The following is a 19,701-nucleotide window of genomic DNA, read 5'->3' as shown; positions in this document are numbered from 1 at the left end:
CACAATCTACGTGCGTAGATGGCTGAAACATTTTGTGTATTGCACAATGGTTCTATCCCTACGGCGTGTCGGCTTGCTTCGGCATGCGCAGCACGCCGCAGTTCGACCCCCTAGGACCCGAGCATGTCTTCGCTGGCCGACGCCGCCACGACCACGTCCGCCGAGCCGACCGGCACCCCACCGCGCAACGCCGTCGACCGCTTCTTCAAGATCTCCGAGCGCGGGTCCAGCTTCGCCCGTGAGATCCGGGGCGGCATCGCCACCTTCTTCGCGATGGCCTACATCATCGTGCTGAACCCGATCATCCTCTCCTCGGGTGTGGACAAGTTCGGGCACCACCTCGGCTACCCGCAGCTCGTGACCGCGACGATCATCACCGGCGCCTTCACCACGCTGCTCATGGGCGTCATCGGCAACGTCCCGATCGCCCTGGCCGCCGGGCTCGGCGTCAACAGCGTCGTCTCCCTCCAGCTCGCCCCCAAGATGAGCTGGCCGGACGCGATGGGCATGGTGGTCCTGGCCGGTCTGGCGATCATCGTGCTGGTGGCCACCGGCCTGCGGGAGCGGGTGATGGCGGCCGTGCCGCTCGGGCTGCGCAAGGCCATCGCCATCGGCATCGGCCTCTTCATCGCGCTGATCGGCCTGGTCGACGGCGGCTTCGCCTCCCGCATCCCGGACGCCGCGCACACCACCGTGCCGATCCAGCTGGGCGGCAGCGGGCACCTCACCGGATGGCCGGTCGCGATCTTCATCCTGGGCACGCTGCTCACCCTGATCCTGCTGGTCCGCAAGGTGCCCGGCGCGATCCTGATCAGCATCGTGGTCGCCACCGTCGTGGCCGTCGTCGTCGACAAGATCGCGCACATCCCAGCCGCGAACTGGGGCCTGACCGCCCCGTCCTTCCCGCACAGCATCGTGTCCACCCCGGACTTCGGCCTGGTCGGCAAGGTCAGCCTGTTCGGCGGCTTCTCCCAGGTGGGCGTGCTCACCGGCATCCTGTTCGTCTTCACCGTGCTGCTGTCCTGCTTCTTCGACGCGATGGGCACGATCATGGGCGTCGCGGACGAGGCGCACCTGACGGACAGGCAGGGCAACCTGCCCGGCATGAACCGGGTCCTGCTGGTCGACGGCATCGCGACCATCACCGGCGGCGCCACTTCCAGTTCCGCGGGCACCTGCTTCGCGGAGTCCACCGCGGGCGCCGGCGAGGGCGCGCGCACCGGCTTCGCCAGCATCGTCACCGGCCTGCTGTTCCTGGTGGCGCTGTTCTTCACGCCGCTGGTCACCATGGTCCCCAGCCAGGCGGCCACCCCCGCGCTGCTCGTCGTCGGCTTCCTCATCCTGGCGGGCGGCATCCGCGAGATCGACTGGTCGGACTTCACCATCGCCATCCCGGCCTTCGTGACCATGGTGATGATGCCGTTCACCTACTCGATCACCAACGGCATCGGCCTCGGCTTCATCACCTTCTGCGTGCTGCGCCTGGCCGTCGGCCGGGGCAAGGACGTGCCGCTGCCGCTGTACGTCGTCGCCGCGGTGTTCGCCTTCTACTACCTGATGCCGGCGCTGGGCCTGGCCCAGTAGTCCGACAAGGCCCGCCGGAACTACGCGACTTGGCGTAGTTCTGGCGGGCTTCGTCGTCCGTGTGCAACCAGGGCCGGGACCCGCAGGTCTCCGTGGACACAGGAGGTTCACAGAGAGGTCACCCCATGCACAGAAGACGGACCGTCAGAAACGCCGTCCGCGCCGCCCTTGCCGGACTCGGCGTGCTCGGCCTCGTCCTGACCGGGGCCGCGTCCGCCTCTGCGGCCGCGCCGCGGGTGGACGTGAGAACCACGCTGACGCTGGACACCCCGCGCATCGCGCCCGGCAAGGTGCTGCTGCTCGACGCCGAGACCCAGCTGCTGCGCGGCACGCTCGGCCACTTCGCCGTCGTGGTCCACCTGCCGCGGGGCCTGCGCTACCTCCACGACCAGAACTCGCCGGACTGCCGCTCCTCCGCCGACCACCGCACGGTGTGGTGCCCCTCCTACCCGGGCAGCGGATGGGCCGGCTCCCAGCTGCACGTCCAGGTCTCCCGCGGGATCCGGCCCGGCACGGTCGAAAGCATCACGGCGGCGGCGTCCATCGGCCGAGCGGTGGACCCGACGCCCGCCGACAACACCGCCAGGGCGAGGCTGCTCGTCAAGGCCGGCTCCGACTTCGGGCTGAGCTGGATCACGCCGAAGCAGCCGCTCCACCCCGGGGCCGCCCCCGTGGTCACCCGGCTGGTCGTCACCAACCACGGCCGTTACCGTGCCGTCGCGCCCCGGGCGTACTTCGACCTGACGCAGAACCTGCCGAGCGGCTTCCAGCCCGTCGGCGCGTTCCCGGCCGCCTGCTCCTCCGACTCGGGGGAGTGGGACTGCGGGGTGGCGGCGCCGATCCTGCCCGGCCACAGCGTGGTCTTCACCTTCCGCTGGGTGGTCCACCCGGCGGCCCGCGGCAAGGTGCTCCGGATCCCCGTCCGGTTCCTGGCCCCGAACTACCTGGACCCGAACCCGCGCAACGACAGCGCACCCCTGGTGCTGAGGGTGGTGCGGTAAAGCATTTTCGTTAGCGAAGGTAATGAGCTAGTCTAAACAACATGCCTGAGTTGTCCGAGCGCGATGCCGCGTGCATCAGCACGCTGCGCTCCGCCGTGATGCGCCTTTCGCGGCGACTGAAGAACCAGCGGGTCGAGGAGTCGCTCAGCCCGACCGAGATGTCGGTGCTGGCGACCCTCGCCCGGTGCGGCAGCGCCACCCCGGGGGAGCTGGCGCGGCGCGAGCACGTGCAACCGCCGTCGATGACCCGCATCGTCGCGATGCTCGAGGAGAAGCAGCTCGTCCGACGCGAGCCGCACCCCGAGGACCGCCGGCAGGTCGTCGTCAGCAGCACCGAGCAGGCCGAGGCGATCCTCGACCAGAGCCGGGCCAAGCGCGACGCCTGGCTGGCCGACCTCGCCTCCGGCCTGACGGAGGAGGAGTGGGCCGTGCTGCGCGCGGCCGCACCCGTGCTGGAGCGCCTGGCGCAACTCTGAGCAGTAACTGACAGCCGATCAGGGGACTTAGCAATCTTGCCTTCGACCGACGGAGCCACGACCAACACCACCGACCCCGACGAACGCAGGCGCGGCATGTTCGCCGCGCTGCACAACCGTAACTACCGCTACTTCTTCGCCGGACAGGTCCTGTCCAACTCCGGCACCTGGATCCAGCGCATCGCCCAGGACTGGCTGGTGCTGAGCCTCACCGGCAGCACCCTCGCGGTCGGCATCACCACCGCGATGCAGTTCCTGCCCGTGCTGCTCTTCGGCCTCGTCGGCGGAGTGCTCGCCGACCGGTTGCCCAAGCGGCAGCTGCTGATGGCCACGCAGGGCGCGATGGGCGTCCTCGCCGCCGCGCTGGCCGGCCTCACCCTGTCCGGGGCCGTGCAGGTCTGGCACATCTACGTCTTCGCCCTGCTGCTCGGCCTGGTCACGGTCGTCGACAACCCGGCCCGGCAGACCTTCGTCGTCGAGATGGTCGGCAAGGCCGACCTCGGCAACGCGGTCAGCCTCAACGCCGCCAACTTCCAGACCGCGCGGCTGATCGGTCCGGCCATCGCCGGCGTGCTGATGGCCGCCGTGGGAGCGGGCTGGGCCTTCGCGGTCAACGCCGTGTCCTTCGTGCCGGTCATCCTCGGCCTGCTCGCCATGCGCGCGAGCGAGCTGCGACGCGGCCCCCGAGTGCCGCGTGAGAAGGGCCAGTTGCGCGCCGGGCTGCGCTATGTGGGCGGACGCCTGGACCTGATCTGGCCGATCGTGCTGGTCGGCTTCATCGGGACCTTCGGCTTCAACTTCCCGACCGTGCTGTCCGGTTTCGCCTACTCGGTGTACCACGTCGGCCCGGGCATGTACGGCCTGCTCAACACCGCTCTGGCGGCCGGTTCCCTGGTCGGCGCGCTGCTCGCCGCCCGCCGCCCGCGCCCCCGGCTGCGGCTGCTGGTCGGCGCGGCGCTGGGCTTCGGCGTGCTGGAGGCGACGGCCGCGGCCGCCCCCTGGTTCTGGCTGTTCGCGGCGGTGCTGACGGTGGTCGGCCTGCTCGGCCTGACCTTCAACACGGCCTCGAACGCGCTGGTGCAGCTGCGGACCGCGCCGGAGATGCGGGGCCGGGTGATGAGCCTGTTCATGATGGTCTTCGCCGGCGGCACCCCGCTCGGCGCCCCGCTGGTGGGCTGGGTCACCGAGCAGTTCGGCCCCAGGGTCGGGCTGGTCGCCTGCGGTCTGGTCTCCGCGATCGCGGCCGCCGCCGTCGGCCTGGTCCTCGCCCGGATCGGCAACCTGCGGCTGCGGCTGGACTGGCAGGAGCACGCGCTGGTCTTCGTCCCCCGCCAGCGAGAGCGCCAGCCCCGGGGCGAGGTGCAGGTGGTCAGGGCGAGCTGACGCCCCGTCCGTCGCGGTCGACCTCCTCCGCGAAGAGCATGCCCGGCCAGTCCGGGCGCCCCTCGCGCCGGACGACGAACGGCTCCACCTCGGTGAAGCCCTGGCTCGCGTACCAGGCCTTCAACTTGCCGTCGTCACCGGCGTAGCAGTCCACCCGCAGCAGCGGAAGCCCGCGCCGCCGCGCCTCGGCGCGGGCCTCCGCCAGCAGCGCGGCGCCGACGCCGGAACCCTTGAACCGGCGCTCGGTCGCCAGCAGGTTGATGAACAGCTCCGGCTCGGGCGCGGGGCTCACGTAGTCGGCCGCCTGCTCGGAGACGGACACCACGCCGGCCAGTTCCCCGTCGATCTCCGCCACCCGCAGTTCGCCCCGAGCGATCCGCCCCTCGACGCGCTCCACCAGCGCGGGCGTCTCCGACCAGTGCCGGCTGCCCCACTGCCCCGTCCGGCCCTGCGCGACGAGCCAGTCCATGATGCCGTCCATCAGGGCCAGGACCCTGGGCAGGTCCTGCGGGTGGGCGAGCCGGATGCGGGGCGAACCGGTCTGCGCCGCCGTCTCCGCCGTGGTTTCCGCGTGGTCCAGGTTCATGTGATCTTTTCTACGTGCCCAACCGCTTCCGGGAGAAGGGGCCGTCATGGACACTGCCGCGATGAGACTCTTCGTCGCCGTGCTCCCGCCGCAGTCGGCGCTGGACCAACTGGCCGTCGCCGCGCGCCGGTTGCACGCCTTCCCGGGCGCCGACGGGCTGCGCTGGACCGGCGTGGAGAGCTGGCACCTCACCCTCGCCTTCCTCGGCCAGGTCGACCCCGAACTGCTGCCGGGCCTGGAGGCCCGGTTCGCCCGTCTGGCCCACCGACACGAGCAGCACCTGCTGCGCCTCCACGGCGGCGGCCACTTCGGCGACCGCGCCCTCTGGGCCGGCGTCGACGGCGATGTCCGCGCCCTGCGCCAGCTGGCCCACGGCGTCGCCAACGCGGCCGTCAAGAGCGGCATCGAGATCGACGCCCGCCCCTTCCGCCCCCATCTGACGCTGGCCCGAGCAGGCGCCCGTCGGGCCGACCTGCGGCCGCTGGCCGGAGAGCTCGCCGGCTTCACCGGCGACCCGTGGACCGTCGGCTCCCTGCACCTGATGCGCAGTCACCTCGGCGCGGGCCCGGCCCACTACGAGTCCGTCGGGGAGTGGCCCCTGCGCGCGCAAGGCAAGGCGGACCGGTAGCGCGGAGCGCGGTGGGCGGGGTGTGTGTGGTGACCCCGGTCGAGTAGGCGTGCGGCTGCTGCCGCCGCCCTCATCCCAAGAGCGCCGGCATCCGCTCCGCCTGCCGCGTTCCGGTCCCCGGCGGATTCGGCGGCTCGGCCGGCAGCTTACGCCGCGGGTTGCACCGCCGCTGGGGCCTCGGCCGGCTCCCGGCGCCGGGTGTCGCCCAGCCCCGAGGCCGCCGTCGACTCGCGAGCCAGCAGCCCCCGCGCCGCGAACAGCAGGACCGCGGCGAGGACGATGCCCCCGCAGGCGACCAGGGCCGCGCCCCGCAGTGAGGAGTCCACGACCGTGCCCGCCGTCGCCGAACCCAGCGCGGTTCCGGTCGAGAAGAGGGTCACCAGCCACGCGAAGGCCTCGGTCACCGTGCCCTCCGGGGCCAGCTCGGCGATCAGGAGGAAGGCCGCCGCCAGCAGCGGGGCCAGCCCGAGGCCCGACAGCGCAGCTGCGCCCGCCATGCCCAGCGGGCCCGGAAGGGCAAGCAGGGGCAGGTAACTGACGGCCATTCCGGCCGCCATCGCCCAGGTCCGGGTGGCGGTGGGCGCGGTCCAGCGGACGGCGCCGTAGGCGAGGGCGCCGAGCAGGCCCGCGAGGGCGGCCAGGGCCAGCAGCGTGCCGCCGCCTCCGGGGAGGGAGGGCCGGGCCTGCGCGTAGGCGACGAAGAGGATGTTCTGGCCGCCCACCGACCAGCCCGTGCCCACGAAGGCGAGCAGCAGCAGTACCAGCCCGCGCGAGCGCAGCGGCCCGAGCCAGCCACGTCCCCGGCCTGCCGCGCCGCCCCCACCCACGGGCGCGGGCGCCCGCCACGTCCGGGCCGCAGGCGCGGTGGCGACGACGAGAGTCCCGACCAGTCCGAATCCGGCCGCGAGCCACAGCGCGGTCACGGGGGAGCCGACGGCAGCGACCCCGGCCACGAGCAGCGGCCCGGCCACGTACAGGATCTGCTGGCTCGCCGAGTCGAGTGCGTAGGCGGTCTCCAACTCCTGCTCGGCGACGATGTCCGGCCACAGCGCGCGCAGGCACGGCTCCAGCGGCGGCATGCACAGCCCGGCCAGCGCCGCGCCCGCCAGTGCCACGGCCGCGGTGCCGGGGGCCAGCGCCAGCAGGACGTAGCCCAGCGAGGCGACGACGGCGGAACCGAGCAGCACCCGCGGCTGCCCGAGGCGGTCGACCAGGCGGCCGAGCACCGGGCCGCCCACCGCCGCCGAGACGGCGTAGGCGGGGCTGGTCAGCCCGACGAGGGCGTAGCCGGCGCCCGCCGCGCGCAGGGCGAGCGCGATCGCGATGGCCGTCATGCCGGCCGGCAGCCGGCCGGTCAGCGTGCCGCTGAGCAGGCGCGCGACCTGCGGACTGCGCAGGACGGACAGGTAGCCCACGTCTGCTCTCTCACTCTCTCGGCGGCTGTGTCTCTCTCCGGGTCCCGGTCCCTGGTCCCGGTGGCGGGTCCCCCTCGACAGTTATACGTATAACTAGTCCGCCGGGGCAAACAGGCAGAGGGCCCGTCCCCGAAGCGCCGACTGCGTCGCGCGCCCGGGCGGGCCCTCTTGGGTGGTGCTCTCGTTCCGGGGGCCTGCTGACGGCTGCGCTCCGGGCTGTGGGAGTCCGGGAACCGGTTCAGCAGGGGTCGAACCGCGGGGTCAGATCGCGGTGACGTTCTCCGCCTGCGGGCCCTTCGGGCCCTGCGTGACGTCGAACTCGACGGTCTGGTTCTCCTCAAGCGAACGGAAGCCGTTCGCGTTGATGGCGGTGTAGTGGACGAAGACGTCAGGGCCGCCACCGTCCTGGGCGATGAAGCCGAAGCCCTTCTCGGCGTTGAACCACTTGACGGTTCCGGTCGCCATACCGTTCTCCTTGCGAGGGACGTAAAGGACGCCACACCTCGTGGCGTCCGGTCCGCTGCGCTGATCGCCCCGCTAAAACCACAGAAGCCCGCGGTCACATGTGCTCCGCAGGCTTCGGTACTGCATGGGAAATCAAACTGCAACTGGGGCAAACCCTAGCACGCAGCCCCTGGCCTGGCCATGGATGATCGCGTGCCCCCGACGGGGTGTCAGCAGGCCAAGGGTCTACAGTCCGAAGGGTGGACACCCAGGACAGCACCCCCGCGCCCCGTACCCCTGCTTCCGCCTCCGCCCCCGGTTCCCCCGGTTCCCCTGGCGCCGTGCCCGTCCGGCCGCGGGTCGGCCACATCCAGTTCCTCAACTGCGTACCGATCTACTGGGGCCTGGCCCGGACCGGCAGCCTGCTGGACCTCGACCTGACCAAGGACACGCCGGACCACCTCAACGACGCCCTCGCCGAGGGCCGCCTCGACATCGGGCCGATCAGCTGCCTGGAGTACCTGCGCCACTCCGCCGACCTGGTGCTGCTGCCGGAGATCGCGGTCGGCAGCGACGGTCCGGTGATGTCCTGCGTGATCGTCAGTCAGCTGCCGCTCGACCAGCTCGACGGCCGCCGGGTGGCCCTCGGGTCCACGAGCAGGACCAGCGTCCGGCTCGCCCAGCTCCTCCTCGCCGACCGCTTCGGGGTCACCCCGGACTACTACAGCTGCCCGCCCGACCTCGGCGCGATGCTCCAGGAGGCGGACGCCGCCGTGCTCATCGGGGACGCCGCGCTGCGGGCCTCGCTCCACGACGCGCCCCGGCTCGGGCTGGACGTCCACGACCTCGGCGCGATGTGGAAGGAGTGGACCGGACTCCCCTTCGTCTTCGCGGTCTGGGCCGCCCGCCGCGACTACCTGGCCCAGCACCCGGACGTGGTCCGCGAGGTGCACCGGGCCTTCCTGGACTCCCGGGACCTGTCCATGGCCGAGGTCGACAAGGTGGCCGAGCAGACCGCCCGTTGGGAGGCGTTCGACGTGGACGTGCTGCGCCGCTACTACGCGGAGGCGCTGGACTTCTCCTTCGGCGAGCGGCAGGTGCGGGGCATGCGCGAGTTCGCCCGCCGGGTCGGCATGAGCACCGAGCACGTCCGCCTGCTGGACGGCCCGGACGGCTCCTGACGCGGGGTCAAGCCGCCGCAGCCCGCCGGGAGCCCTGGCGTAGGCTGAGCCAGGCCCGTAGAGCAGCAGACGCAGAGCAGTAGACGCAGAGCAGCAGACGCAGAGTAGAAGGACGTAGCCGTGACCGAGACCGTGGTCCGTAACGACCTGCAGGACCTCCTCGACCGGGCGGCGGCCGGGGGCCGGATCAGCGCCGAGGAGGCGCTGGAGCTCTACCGGCACGCCCCCCTGCACGCGCTCGGCGCGGCCGCGGACGCGGTCCGGCGGCGCCGTTACGCGGGTACCGAGCACATCGCGACGTACATCATCGAGCGGAACATCAACTACACCAACGTCTGCGTCACGGCCTGCAAGTTCTGCGCCTTCTACGCCGCTCCGAAGGACACGGAGAAGGGTTGGAGCCGGGACCTGGACGAGATCCTGCGCCGCTGCGCGGAGACCGTCGAACTGGGCGGCACCCAGATCATGTTCCAGGGCGGACACCACCCGGACTACGGCGTGGAGTACTACGAGCGGGCCTTCTCCGCCATCAAGAAGGACTTCCCGCAGCTGGTCATCCACTCCCTCGGGGCCTCCGAGGTCGAGCACATGTCCAAGGTCTCGGGCGTGTCCGCGGAGGAGGCGATCCGCCGGATCCACGCCGCCGGTCTGGACTCCTTCGCCGGCGCCGGCGCCGAACTGCTGCCGGAGCGGCCGCGCAGGGTGATCGCGCCGCTGAAGGAGTCGGGCGAGCGCTGGCTGGAGATCATGGAGCTGGCGCACAACCTGGGCGTCGAGTCCACCTCCACCATGCTGATGGGCACCGGCGAGACCAACGCCGAGCGGATCGAGCACCTGCGGATGATCCGCGACGTGCAGGACCGCACCGGCGGCTTCCGGGCGTTCATCCCCTACACGTACCAGCCGGAGAACAACCACCTGAAGGGCCGGACACAGGCCACCATGTTCGAGTACCTGCGCCTGATCGCCGTGGCGCGGCTGTTCCTCGACAACGTGGCCCATATCCAGGGCTCCTGGCTGACCGTCGGCAAGGAGGCCGGCCAGCTCTCGCTCCACTACGGCGCGGACGACCTCGGCTCCGTGATGCTGGAGGAGAACGTCGTCTCGTCGGCGGGGGCCCGGCACCGCTCCAACCGGCTGGAGCTGATCAAGCTGATCCGCGCCGCCGGACGGGTGCCCGCGCAGCGGGCCACCACCTACGAGCACCTGGTCGTGCACGACGACCCGGCGCTGGACCCGGTCGACGACCGCGTGGTCTCGCACATCGCGTCCACGGCCATCGAGGGCGGGACGGCGCACCCCGAGCTGAAGATCCTGAGCAGCAACTGATGCTGACGTTCCATCAGGGGGCGGACGGCTTCTCGGTCCTGGTGGACCGGGACCGGATCGTCGCCGCGGGGCGGAAGTTGGCGCCGCCGGACGGCGCGCGGGTGCGCGCGTGGCCGGGGGAGCTGCGCCCCGGCGCGCTGTGGACGGGTGCGCTCCCGGACGCGCCCAGCGCGCGGGAACGCGTCTACGCCGCTCTGCGCGCCGGTGCGACGGGCGTGGTGCTGGACGCCGACGCCGACCGCCAGGACCCCGAACTGCGGGCCGCGGCAACGCGGGTGGGCATGGGCTCCGCCGCGGGCCGGCTGGCCGCCGGGGAGCGGGCGGACTTCGCGGTCTTCGACGACTTCGACGACGCCTGCATCGCCACGGTGGTGGCGGGACGCATCGTCCACCGCCGCAGATGAGCGACGAGAGCCACGCGCAACGAGAGAGAATGAGCCGGTGACCCGAGCCTCGCTGGACAAGCAGCCGCACGAAGTCGCGTCGATGTTCGACGACGTGGCGGCCAAGTACGACCTGACGAACGACGTCCTCTCCCTGGGCCAGGCCCGCCTGTGGCGCCGGGCGGTCGCCCGGGCGGTGGACGCCCGCCCGGGTCAGCGCGTGCTCGACCTCGCGGCCGGCACGGCCACGTCCTCGGTGCCCTTCGCCGAGGCGGGGGCGCTGGTCGTGCCCTGCGACTTCTCCCTCGGCATGCTCAGGGAAGGAAAGCGACGCCACCCCGGCTTCCCGCTGACGGCGGGCGACGCGACCCGACTGCCCTTCGCGGACGACGTCTTCGACGCGGTGACGATCTCCTTCGGCCTGCGCAACGTGCAGGACACGGAGGCGGCGCTGCGGGAGATGCTGCGGGTCACCAAGCCCGGCGGACGGGTCGTCATCTGCGAGTTCAGCCACCCGACCTGGGCGCCGTTCCGCACGGTGTACAGCGAGTACCTGATGCGCGCCCTGCCCCCGGTGGCGACGGCGGTGAGCAGCAATCCCGAGGCGTACGTCTACCTCGCCGACTCCATCCGCGCCTGGCCGGACCAGCGGGGGCTCGCCGCGAAGTTGCAGAGTGCCGGCTGGCAGCGGGTCGCCTGGCGCAACCTCACCGGCGGGGTCGTCGCCCTGCACCGCGGCTACAAGGCCGCTCCGTAGGGGCCCCGCCAGGGGCGCGGGGGATCCTCGCGCCCTGGCAGGGGCCCTCGGCTACGACGTGGCGACTCGCCGTTGCGGCACGCCGGCGGGGTGGCGGCGGGCCAGGCGCAGCAGCGCCTTCAGCGGGGCGTCCGCCGGGCCCAGCATGGGAGTCCAGCGGGCCTCGATGGTGATGCCGGGCAGGTGGCTGTCCGTCAGGTCCAGCTCCACCAGTTCCCCCGACTCCAACTCCCGTGCCACCGCCAGCGACGGGACCAGCGCCACGCCGAGGCCGTGGACGGCCATCCGCCGCAGCGCGGAGAGCGAGCCGGTGACGTTGCCGATCGGGGTCCGGGGTGCGACCCGCAGGCCGAAGCGCTCGAAGAGCATGGCGGAGGTGCAGCCCGGCTCCGCGATCAGGAACTCCGCGCTGAGCACGTCCTCCTCCCGGACCCCACCGCGGCGGGCCAGCGGGTGGGCCGGGGAGGCGGCGAGGACGCCGCGGTCGCGGGCGACCGGGGTGGACGCATAACGGCCGGGCGCCACGTGGCCGTTGTCATAGACGAAGACGGCGTCCAGGCGGCCCTCGGCCAGGTCCGACTCCAACTGCGCGCGAGGGCCCACCGACAGGCTGATCTCGGCGTCCGTCCCCGGGCCGCCCGCGCCGCGGTGCAGGGCGGTGAGCAGGTCCGGCAGCCACTCGGCTGCCAGGGACTCGTGGGCGCCGATGCGCAGCCTCGGGGCCAGGGACTGCGCGGCGCGGCGCATCTGCTCCTCGAGGGCCAGTGCCTCCCGCGCCAGCGGGAGCACCCGCCGCCCGGCCTCGGTCGGTTCGGTGCCGACGCTGCCGCGCCGCAGCAGCGGGCCGCCCAACTCCTGCTCCAGTGCCTGCAGTTGGCTGCTCAGTGTGGACTGCGCGTAGCCCAGTTGCTCGGCGGCGGCCGAGACCGAGCCCAGCTCGGCTGTGGTGACGAAGGCCCGCAGGCGGCGCGTGTCCATGGCTCGATGATGCCGCATTCCCGCTCGGCCATCGGAAAACCCGATGGCCCCATCGGAAAACCGGCGTGGCTGGACGGTCTCGCCCGCGCGAGGGTGACGGCATGACCACGACCCTCCGCCACGCCCGCAGCCGACGCGGACACCCCGCGACCGACGCCGACGCCCGTGGCACCGAAGCCCCCGGCGCCGAACGGTCCCGCACCGAACGTCCGCGCACCGCACGCCACTTCACCGCGCTCACGCTGGGCAACGGACTCGTCCTGCTCGACGTCTCGATCCTCAACGTCGCCCTCCCCGACCTCGCCCGCGACCTGCACGCCTCCGCCGCCGCGCTGCCGTGGACGGTGGACGCCTACACCGTCGTCTTCGCCGGACTGCTGCTCGCCTCGGGAGCCCTGGCCGACCGTTGGGGCGCGCCGCGGGTGTACCGGACCGCGCTCGCGGCCTTCGCGGCGCTCTCCCTGCTCTGTGCGCTTGCCCCCTCCGCGGGGACGCTGATCGCCGGGCGGGCGCTGCTCGGCGTCGCGGCGGCCGGGCTGGTGCCCTCCTCGCTGGCGCTGCTGGCCGGGCTCTACCCGGACGCGGCGCGGCGGACCCGGGCGATCGGCGCCTGGGCGGCGTTGAGCAGCGTCGGCCTGGTACTCGGCCCGCTGCTGGGCGGCGTGCTGACGGCGGCCGGCGGCTGGCGCTGGGTGTTCCTGGTCAATCCGCCGGTGGCGCTGGCCGTGCTGGCGGCCGGGCGCGGCCTCGCGACCGGACGGGCCGTCAGCGGCAGGTCGCCGCTGGACCGTTGGGGCGTCGGCCTGTCCGTGCTGGGGCTGGCAGCGCTGAGCTTCGGCCTGATCGAGGCGGGGACGGCGGGCTGGCTGCGGCTGCCGACCCTGGCGGCGCTGGCCGTGTCCGTGCTCTCCTTCCTCGCCCTGGGCCGGATCGAGCGCCGGACCGCGCACCCGGTGCTGCCGCCTGCGCTCTTCGCGATGGCGCGGCTGCGGGCCGACCTGATCGGCGCGGTCAGCGCCAACTTCGCCTTCTACGGCTCCTTCTTCTTCCTCGCGCAGCGACTCGCCGCCTGGCACCCGGCGGAGGGCCCGGTCCGGGTCGGGCTGTCGCTGCTGCCGATGACCCTGCCGATCTGCTTCGTCCCGCTGGTCACCGGGCGGCTGACCGCGAGCTTCGGTGCGGGGCCGGTCGTGCTGGCCGGGCTGGCCGGGTCGGTGCTCGGCGGCCTGGCGCTGGCGAGCCTGGACCCCCACGCAGGGGTGCCCGCGGTCGCAGGCGTGCAGTTGCTGCTGGCCGTCTCCGGCGCCCTGGCGATCCCGGCACTGACCGCCTCGGTCGCGGTGACCGCGCCGCGGGAGCTGGCCGGTACCGCGCAGGGCGCGCTGAACGCGGCCCGGCAGTCGGGCTCGGCGCTCGGCGTCGCCGTGATCGGGACGCTGGCGACGCCCGGTTCGGCGGGAGCCGTGCTGGCCGCCGGGGCGGCGCTGGCGGTGGGCCTACTGATCGCGGCCCGGCGTCCGAACTAGACTCCTCCGTGGTCGGCAGCCCGGGCCGGCCGAATCCGGAGCAGCGGCAGGAGTCCCCGTGAGTTCTCTCAGCGAGAAGGCAGTTGAGGCCGAGGCCGACGTCATCGTCGTCGGGGCCGGTCCCGCCGGTTCGGCGACGGCGTACCACCTGGCCCGCTCCGGCCTGGACGTGCTGCTGCTGGAGAAGTCGGCCTTCCCCCGGGAGAAGGTCTGCGGCGACGGGCTGACCCCGCGCGCGGTCAAGCAGCTGGTGGACATGGGCATCGACGTCTCCGAGGAGGCGGGCTGGCTGCACAACAAGGGCCTGCGGATCATCGGCGGCGGGGTCCGGCTGGAGCTGGACTGGCCCGACCTGGCCTCCTTCCCCGACTACGGCCTGGTCCGCAAGCGCGCCGACTTCGACGAGCTGCTGGCCCGTCAGGCGGAGAAGGCCGGCGCCAAGCTGCACGAGCTGTGCAACGTCACCGGTCCGGTGCTGGACGAGCGGACCGGCCGGGTGGTCGGCGTGACGGCGAAGCTGGGCGAGGAGAAGCGCGAGGTCGTCTTCCGCGCCCCGCTGGTGGTCGCGGCCGACGGCAACTCGACCCGGCTCTCGCTCGCGCTCGGCCTGCACCGCCGGGAGGACCGGCCGATGGGCGTGGCCTACCGCACCTACTTCAACTCGCCCCGCTCCGACGACGACTACCTGGAGTCCTGGCTGGAGCTGTGGGACCGCCGCGGCGGCCAGGACAAGCTGCTGCCGGGATACGGCTGGATCTTCGGTATGGGCGACGGCACCAGCAACGTCGGCCTGGGCCTGCTGAACACCACCAAGGCGTTCAAGGACATCGACTACCGCGAGCTGCTCCGGGTCTGGTGCGCGGGCATGCCGGCGGAGTGGGGCTACACCCCGGAGAACATGACCGAGCCGATCCGCGGCGCGGCGCTGCCGATGGCCTTCAACCGGCAGCCGCACTACACCCGCGGCCTGCTCCTGGTCGGCGACGCGGCCGGCATGGTGAACCCCTTCAACGGCGAGGGCATCGCCTACGCCATGGAGAGCGGCCAGTTCGCGGCCGGAGTCGTGGTCCAGGCGCTGGCCCGCCGCACCGACCTGGGCCGGGAACGGGCGCTGGAGGCCTACCCGAAGATCCTCAAGGACGTCTACGGCGGCTACTACGGCATCGGCCGCGGCTTCGTGAAGGCCATCGGCAACCCGCTGGTGATGCGGATGGCCGCCCAGCACGGCCTCACCCACCCCGTGCTGATGAAGTTCGTGCTGAAGCTGCTCGCCAACCTGACGGACCCGCAGGGCGGCGACGCCATGGACCGCATCATCAACGCTGTGGCGAAGGTCGCGCCGCGCGCCTGAGTACCCTGGGGCGCTGACCAGCTCCGCCCACCCGACACACCGACCTACGGGGGTCCGGCCGCGCATGACCACGCTCACGGACGGCGTTTCCGAGTCCGCCGCGGACCTCCCCGAGGAACGTCCCGGCGGACTGCGCGAGTTCGCCGGGCGCTACGCCCCTCCGGTGCTGGTGTACGCCGGCGTCAAGCTGCTGGGCCTGCTGGTCTTCTTCAAGCTGCTGGCCTACTCGGGCACCTACCTGAAGAACAACCCCCGCTTCGGCGGCGGGCAGCACGTGTGGGACGTGCTCGGATCCTGGGACGGCTGGTGGTACGTCCAGGTCGCGGAGAAGGGGTACCACCCCGCGCTGGTCCCGCTGCCGGGCAACGGCGTGTTCACGATGGAGCAGAACTCCGTCGCGTTCTTCCCGCTGTACCCGGCGCTGATGCGGATCGTGTCGTCCGTGACCGGGCTCGGCTCGTACGGGGCGGGCATGCTCGTCTCGGTGCTCGCCTCGCTGGTGGCCGCGGCCGGGATCTACGCCCTGACGGACCGTCTGTACGGCCGCCGCGCGGGCATCCTGGCGGCGGGGCTGTGGGCGGTCTTCCCGGGCGCCGGCGTGGCCTGGTCCCTGTACTCGGAGTCGCTGTTCACCGCGTTCGCGGCCTGGGCCTGCTGGGCGGTGGTCACTCGGCGCTGGACGGCGGCCGGCCTGCTCACCCTCTTCGCGGGGCTCACCCGCCCGTCGGCGTCCGTCCTCGTCGTCGCCGTCTGCGCCGCCGCGCTCGTCGCGCTGTACCGGCGCGACGACGGGCTGCGCCCGCTGTCCGGACTGCTGCTGGCACCGGTCGGCTTCGTCGGCTACCTGGCCTGGGCGAGCTGGAAACTCGGCAGCGTCACCGGCTACTTCACGCTCCAGGAACGCGCCTGGGCGCACAAGGTCGACTGGGGCTACAACCTGTTCCGCGCGGTCCGCGGCCTGGGCCTGGGCAGGTACGACTACCTGTTCCCGTACCCGATCGAGGACCTGATCGCCCTGGCCGTGACGCTGGCCCTGCCGTTCCTGCTGCTCGCCTACTTCCGGCTGCGGCCGCCCCTGGTGCTCACCGTCTACACACTGCTGACGCTGGCCCAGATCTACCTCAGCCTGCAGATGATGGGCACGGTCAACCGCTTCCTGCTCCCGGTCTTCCCGCTGCTGCTCCCGCTGGCGCTGGCGCTCCGCAAACTGCCGCGCGCCCAGCAGGCGGCGGTGCTCGTCCTGCTGGGCGCGCTGTCGGGCTGGTACGCGAGCTACGCGCTGTTCAACCTCGGTATTCCGTAGACCGGTCCTGACGTCGTCACTTCCGGACGGTGAAGTACAGCCACGGCCCGGTCGCAGCGGGGTTGGGCCCGGCGTAACTGGCGGCGGCGACGCGGTACTTGGCTCCGACAGGGGTGGCGAAGGGAACTGTCCACAGCAGCGTGCTGTTCGACGCGAGGCGGGCGCAGGCGGTGCTGCGGACGGTCTTCCAACGACCGGAGACGTACTGCTGGACGGTGACCCGCACGCACTTCCCCGGCTGCGGCGCGGCGAGGGCGACGGAGAGCTGCTTCTTCGCGGTGCGGTGGTAGACCCGCCAACTGCCGGAGCTGGTGTACCAGCCGCGGAGCGCCGTGCTGAGCCGGGCCGAGGTGGTCACCGTCCGGATCCGGGACACCGCCGAGTAGCCCGTGTCGCCGGAGTAGCCGGCCGTGAAGGTCGTGTTGCGGGTGAAGGTGTAGGGGATCGCCAGGCTTGCGTCGTTGCTCAGGTAGACCTTCCGCAACAGCACCCTGGCTCCACCGCTGGGCTGGGCCCAGATCGAGACGGTGCCTGTGTAGTGCCGCCCGATGCCGACGGTCACTGTGCCGCGTGAGCCGTAGCCGTACCGGGTCGCGTCGGTGTTGAGGGTGAGGCCCGGGTCGCGGCCGGTCGCGGCGAGGACGGCGTCCGCCGTGGCGGGCTCGTGCCGTGCGGATCCCGGGAAGGAGAAGTGGTACCGGTAGGCGCCGATCGATTCCGGCCGGTCGGTGAGGTCGAAGGACCAGCCCTTGGCGGCGGTTGTCCACAGGTCCGGCAGCGCCTCACCGGACGGGTGCGCGGGGGAGTAGCGCAGGACGTGGACCCACGCACCGTCGTCATAGGGGGCTCCGGACAGGGCCACGGTGCCGTGGACGGTCACCGCGGAGCCGACGACGGTACTCGTCGTGCTCTGCCGGAGCGTGAGCGTGGTGGCCAGCCGGACCACAGTGACGGTGGCGGTGGTCTTCGAGCCGCCGACGTAGGCGTCCGTGCCGTCGCCCTGGTACCACGTCGTGTAGGTGTAGACGCCTGGCTTCGCAGGCGTGTCCAGGACCTCGAAGGTGTTCCCGCTGTGCTGGGTGGCGGCCTCGCGTCCGCCGGGCGCGTCGGGGCCGGTCACCCAGGAGGCGATCGCGGCTCTGTCCGGGTCGTACCCGCCCGCCGCCACGGCGAAGGTGCCCTGCAGCTGGACCGCTTGGCCGCCGAGCACCTGGCCCGGCACCTTGGTGTAAGCGATGGAACTGCGGATGGGCGGCACCGTTGTGGTGCTCCGGGCCACGGTCGGCTGGAGGGTGTCGCTCCCGCCGAAGTCGGCCGTGTACGTGTAGTCGCCGGGAGTGAGTGCCTCGTCGGTGAAGGAGAACCGGCCGTCGGAGTCGAGCGTGGGCTCGGCGAGGACCTGTGTCGTGCCGCGACGGATGCGGACCTTGGCTCCGGTCACCGGGACTCCGCCGGCCGTGAGCCGCCCTTGCACGGTGGGCGGGTTGCCGACCGCGCTGACGGTCAGCTGACTGGGGGTCAGGTCCGGATCGAAACCCAGGTGCAGTGTGATGCCCAGCCCCGTCGCCGGGTCGGCGGTGACCGCGAACAGGTGCGAACGGTCGCGCGTCCAGGCGAGGTTGTGCAAGCCGACCGTGGGCGCGCCCAGGTTCCAGGTCCGGTCGGCGTCGAAGGAGCCGGGCCGGTGCAGGGTGACCTGCGCGCCCGAGGCGGTGACGACCGAACCGTCGGCCGCGACGGCTGCGGACGCGGCGGCCCCGCTGTACTCGCCCAGGCTGCTGAGGTCGTCGGTGCTCAACGCGGCCGCTGTGTCGCCGGTCAGGCCTGGGAGCAGGACGGCGGTTCCGTCCGGGCTGAGCAGGGCCTGCCGGACGTCGCCTGTCGCGGACACCATCCGGCTCGCGCGGGCCTCGGCGTGGCCGGCGTCGAGTGACAGCACGCTGACCGTTCCCCCTGCGGCGGCGACGAGTCGGGAGTCGTCGGCTGCCAACTGAGGGACCTGCGACCAGACTCCGGGAACCGCGTGGAGGTCGACGGCGGCCGGTGCGGCAGTCGGGTCGAGCGACCCGACGCCCACCGTGCCGTCGGCGGAGCGGTAGCCGAACCAGACGCGTCCGTCCCCGTAGGCGACGGTGAGTGGAGTGACACCGCTGCCGAGATCGATCGAATTCTGCACGCCGTCGGCGGTGGCGACGGCGATCGCGTGCTCGCTCTCCTGCGTGGCGTAGACGTGCCCGGTCGCCGGATCGAGGGCGAGCGCGCCGACGCCGGGGAGGTACTCCGCATCGACGGTCTGCCCGGTGTAGTCGAGCGTTTCGAGGACGCCGTTGCCGCAAGCCAGAAGGACCACCTGCCGGGCGTCGTCGACGACGAGGTCGCTGACGCTCCCGTCCGCTGCGTCGAGGCTGACGGCGACCGTCGGATTCGGCGGTTCCGAGGCGGATGCCGGTGCGGAGGCGGTACCCAGAGCGCCGCCGGCGAGCAGAAGAGTCACGGCGCAGGCCGTCAACGCGCGGAAAGGCAAGGCTGGTTCCCCCCGGACAGGTGATCACTGCGGATCTCGGTGGCGGAACCCTAGCGCACCGTGTGAGCGGGGTAAGGGCCGGGTCAACGCGCTGGTCACGTGGGTCGCCCGATCGAGGGGCGCTTCACTAACACGAGCGATGCGCGAAGTCCAAAGTTGCCTCGGACCGCGACCGCGTGCTAGGCGCAACCGCTCCGAGCAGCCAAAACGACTGGATGATCGACTGCTTGTGAATGCGAGCACACGCAACGTGTGCGATTTTGCCTGTCCTTGGTGTCATGATCACTAAACGGGTGGCGTAGATCACAAAGAAGCGGCCCGACGCAGTGTCGCAGATCACACGGCGACGGGCGTAGTATGCAGCCGTCCCGGGGGCTTGTGAACCGCGTCACAAGGCAGGTGAGCAGGCGGGAATTGGGCCACCGGGCGGTAGGGACCTGCAGTCACCGACAGGGACGTCGGCTTCGACTGACGCCTGGGAGGTCGTTCGGCATGAACGCATACGCGCCGATTCTGGTGCTTGGCGCCCTGGCAGCCGCCTTCGCGGTCGGCTCCGTGGTGATGGCCGCCCTGACCGGCCCCAAGCGCTACAACCGGGCCAAGCTCGACGCCTACGAGTGCGGGATCGAGCCGACCCCGCAGCCGCAGGGCGGCGGGCGATTCCCGATCAAGTACTACCTGACGGCGATGCTCTTCATCGTCTTCGACATCGAGATCGTCTTCCTCTACCCGTGGGCCGTGACCTTCGACGCGCTCGGCGTCTTCGGCCTGGTGGAGATGGTGCTCTTCATCGCCACGGTCTTCGTGGCCTACGCGTACGTCTGGCGGCGCGGGGGGCTGGAGTGGGACTGA

At 72.2% G+C, this 19,701-nt stretch carries 18 protein-coding genes; 13 read left to right on the top strand and 5 right to left on the bottom strand.

What is annotated here, in order from left to right; genetic code table 11:
- Nucleotides 1-123: 123 nt before the first annotated feature.
- The 4 genes from ACFP3V_RS00380 to ACFP3V_RS00365 all read left to right on the top strand — a co-directional run bounded on the left by ACFP3V_RS00380 (nt 124) and on the right by ACFP3V_RS00365 (nt 4,444).
- The gene (locus ACFP3V_RS00380; RefSeq protein WP_380578348.1) at nt 124-1,584 is read left to right on the top strand and encodes an NCS2 family permease; all 1,461 of its coding nucleotides are present in this window, start codon (nt 124-126) and stop codon (nt 1,582-1,584) included.
- A 125-nt stretch (nt 1,585-1,709) separates the two neighbouring features.
- Nucleotides 1,710-2,585: a hypothetical protein gene (locus ACFP3V_RS00375; protein WP_380578346.1), complete on the top strand. Its 876-nt coding sequence runs from the start codon at nt 1,710-1,712 to the stop codon at nt 2,583-2,585.
- Nucleotides 2,586-2,626: 41 nt separating this feature from the next.
- A complete protein-coding gene (locus tag ACFP3V_RS00370) occupies nt 2,627-3,061 on the top strand; it encodes a MarR family winged helix-turn-helix transcriptional regulator (RefSeq protein WP_380578344.1) in 435 nt (144 codons plus the stop codon).
- A gap of 96 nt (nt 3,062-3,157) precedes the next feature.
- A complete protein-coding gene (locus ACFP3V_RS00365) occupies nt 3,158-4,444 on the top strand; it encodes an MFS transporter (RefSeq protein WP_380578365.1) in 1,287 nt (428 codons plus the stop codon).
- On the opposite strand, the gene ACFP3V_RS00360 is transcribed toward ACFP3V_RS00365, so the two are convergent.
- Nucleotides 4,431-5,030: a GNAT family N-acetyltransferase gene (locus ACFP3V_RS00360; RefSeq protein WP_380578341.1), complete on the bottom strand. Its 600-nt coding sequence runs from the start codon at nt 5,028-5,030 to the stop codon at nt 4,431-4,433. The genes ACFP3V_RS00365 and ACFP3V_RS00360 overlap by 14 nt on opposite strands.
- Before the next feature lie 61 nt (nt 5,031-5,091).
- Here ACFP3V_RS00360 and thpR point away from each other — a divergent pair, with 61 nt between their 5' ends.
- Nucleotides 5,092-5,658: an RNA 2',3'-cyclic phosphodiesterase gene (gene thpR, locus ACFP3V_RS00355; RefSeq protein WP_380578339.1), complete on the top strand. Its 567-nt coding sequence runs from the start codon at nt 5,092-5,094 to the stop codon at nt 5,656-5,658.
- Nucleotides 5,659-5,804: 146 nt separating this feature from the next.
- Here the strand turns inward: thpR and ACFP3V_RS00350 are convergent, their stop codons facing one another.
- Both ACFP3V_RS00350 and ACFP3V_RS00345 read right to left on the bottom strand, forming a co-directional pair.
- Nucleotides 5,805-7,073, bottom strand: coding sequence for an MFS transporter (locus tag ACFP3V_RS00350; protein WP_380578337.1), 1,269 nt, complete (start codon nt 7,071-7,073; stop codon nt 5,805-5,807).
- Nucleotides 7,074-7,334: 261 nt separating this feature from the next.
- Nucleotides 7,335-7,538: a cold-shock protein gene (locus tag ACFP3V_RS00345; protein WP_380578335.1), complete on the bottom strand. Its 204-nt coding sequence runs from the start codon at nt 7,536-7,538 to the stop codon at nt 7,335-7,337.
- A 239-nt stretch (nt 7,539-7,777) separates the two neighbouring features.
- Here ACFP3V_RS00345 and ACFP3V_RS00340 point away from each other — a divergent pair, with 239 nt between their 5' ends.
- The 4 genes from ACFP3V_RS00340 to ACFP3V_RS00325 all read left to right on the top strand — a co-directional run bounded on the left by ACFP3V_RS00340 (nt 7,778) and on the right by ACFP3V_RS00325 (nt 11,167).
- Entirely contained in the window at nt 7,778-8,698 is a 921-nt protein-coding gene (locus ACFP3V_RS00340) for a menaquinone biosynthetic enzyme MqnA/MqnD family protein (RefSeq protein WP_380578333.1), read from the top strand.
- Between the two features lie 120 nt (nt 8,699-8,818).
- Nucleotides 8,819-10,027: a cyclic dehypoxanthinyl futalosine synthase gene (gene mqnC, locus ACFP3V_RS00335; RefSeq protein WP_380578331.1), complete on the top strand. Its 1,209-nt coding sequence runs from the start codon at nt 8,819-8,821 to the stop codon at nt 10,025-10,027.
- Nucleotides 10,027-10,431: a hypothetical protein gene (locus ACFP3V_RS00330; RefSeq protein WP_380578329.1), complete on the top strand. Its 405-nt coding sequence runs from the start codon at nt 10,027-10,029 to the stop codon at nt 10,429-10,431. The genes mqnC and ACFP3V_RS00330 overlap by 1 nt, the downstream gene beginning before the upstream one ends.
- A 37-nt stretch (nt 10,432-10,468) precedes the next feature.
- The gene (locus ACFP3V_RS00325) at nt 10,469-11,167 is read left to right on the top strand and encodes a demethylmenaquinone methyltransferase (RefSeq protein WP_380578327.1); all 699 of its coding nucleotides are present in this window, start codon (nt 10,469-10,471) and stop codon (nt 11,165-11,167) included.
- 51 nt (nt 11,168-11,218) lie between these two features.
- Here the strand turns inward: ACFP3V_RS00325 and ACFP3V_RS00320 are convergent, their stop codons facing one another.
- A complete protein-coding gene (locus ACFP3V_RS00320; protein ID WP_380578325.1) occupies nt 11,219-12,145 on the bottom strand; it encodes a LysR family transcriptional regulator in 927 nt (308 codons plus the stop codon).
- Nucleotides 12,146-12,246: 101 nt separating this feature from the next.
- Here ACFP3V_RS00320 and ACFP3V_RS00315 point away from each other — a divergent pair, with 101 nt between their 5' ends.
- From ACFP3V_RS00315 to ACFP3V_RS00305, 3 genes are all read left to right on the top strand, one after another.
- Nucleotides 12,247-13,671, top strand: coding sequence for an MFS transporter (locus ACFP3V_RS00315; protein WP_380578322.1), 1,425 nt, complete (start codon nt 12,247-12,249; stop codon nt 13,669-13,671).
- Nucleotides 13,672-13,729: 58 nt separating this feature from the next.
- Nucleotides 13,730-15,022, top strand: a complete 1,293-nt coding sequence (locus ACFP3V_RS00310; protein WP_380578320.1) for a geranylgeranyl reductase family protein — start codon at nt 13,730-13,732, stop codon at nt 15,020-15,022.
- 64 nt (nt 15,023-15,086) lie between these two features.
- Nucleotides 15,087-16,325 carry a glycosyltransferase family 39 protein gene (locus ACFP3V_RS00305; RefSeq protein WP_380578318.1) on the top strand — a complete coding sequence of 413 codons (1,239 nt, stop codon included), beginning with the start codon at nt 15,087-15,089 and terminating at the stop codon, nt 16,323-16,325.
- Between the two features lie 16 nt (nt 16,326-16,341).
- Here the strand turns inward: ACFP3V_RS00305 and ACFP3V_RS00300 are convergent, their stop codons facing one another.
- Nucleotides 16,342-18,819 carry a carboxypeptidase-like regulatory domain-containing protein gene (locus ACFP3V_RS00300; protein ID WP_380578316.1) on the bottom strand — a complete coding sequence of 826 codons (2,478 nt, stop codon included), beginning with the start codon at nt 18,817-18,819 and terminating at the stop codon, nt 16,342-16,344.
- A gap of 522 nt (nt 18,820-19,341) precedes the next feature.
- Here ACFP3V_RS00300 and ACFP3V_RS00295 point away from each other — a divergent pair.
- On the top strand, nt 19,342-19,701 hold the full coding sequence (locus ACFP3V_RS00295) for an NADH-quinone oxidoreductase subunit A (protein WP_380578314.1): 360 nt from the start codon (nt 19,342-19,344) through the stop codon (nt 19,699-19,701).

Source organism: Streptacidiphilus monticola (genome assembly GCF_042658505.1).
GTDB lineage: Bacteria > Actinomycetota > Actinomycetes > Streptomycetales > Streptomycetaceae > Streptacidiphilus > Streptacidiphilus monticola.
This window is presented reverse-complemented; position numbering and strand designations above follow the sequence as displayed.